The following is a 733-nucleotide window of genomic DNA, read 5'->3' as shown; positions in this document are numbered from 1 at the left end:
GCTTGTTTGAATGCCGTGATATTCTCTGTCGGGGTGTGATATTTCTGCAAGACCAGCGATGCTGGCAGCTCCACCCGTTCACCATTGGCGATGAAGTAGCCTTGCTCAAGAATATCAGACAAATGTTGCCAGAATCGGCTTTTGGCATCCGGCGGGTCCACCAGGCAGATGGTCACAGGTTCAGGCTGGCTGCTGATCACTCCGCCACGAAAATACTGTTCTCCATTACTGTTGATGGCCAGGTTGCCAAACAGGCTGGCAAAGACATCCTGACCCGCACAGTGAATCAGCAAACTCCCGGGCTCTGGTGGCTCCGTGCGCTGGCTTACCGACCAGGATGGCACAACGGCCCGGGGGTTAGTGGCTCTGACGGTTGCATAATCGGTTCTCTTCAAGGCAAATACCCGACGCCAGAAATCCGGTCCGGGAGCGTCAGGCTTGTATATTAAATCGTCCTTAACCAGAACAATCCGGCTGACTGCCTTGCTGATGGGAGGGCCATCCAGCCGGGGTGGATTCTCCAACAGCTCATTCAATGAGGCCAGCTGTCTGGGCCTGAGATTGTCACAATCGAAAACCAGGGTGATGGGCACTGACTGATAAAGAAGCCCGGGACGCTCGGTTTTTTGTCCGGGAGCGGGATAATAGTGCAGCCTTCTTAACGGGTGATGATCCAGGTCGTCCGGATGCCGGATAATAAAAAAAAACCCGGTACCTGTCGTTTCCCGATAGA

General features: G+C 54.0%; 1 protein-coding gene. It reads right to left on the bottom strand.

Annotation, left to right across the window (positions count from 1 at the left end; translation table 11 throughout):
- A partial coding sequence (locus J7439_RS25715) for a hypothetical protein (protein WP_209204904.1) occupies nt 1-733 on the bottom strand: 733 nt, incomplete at both ends.

It is taken from the genome of Salinisphaera sp. G21_0, from assembly GCF_017744115.1.
Lineage (GTDB): Bacteria > Pseudomonadota > Gammaproteobacteria > Pseudomonadales > Endozoicomonadaceae > Endozoicomonas.
The sequence above is the reverse complement of the archived record's forward strand: the minus strand, read 5'-3'. Positions and strand labels throughout refer to the sequence as shown.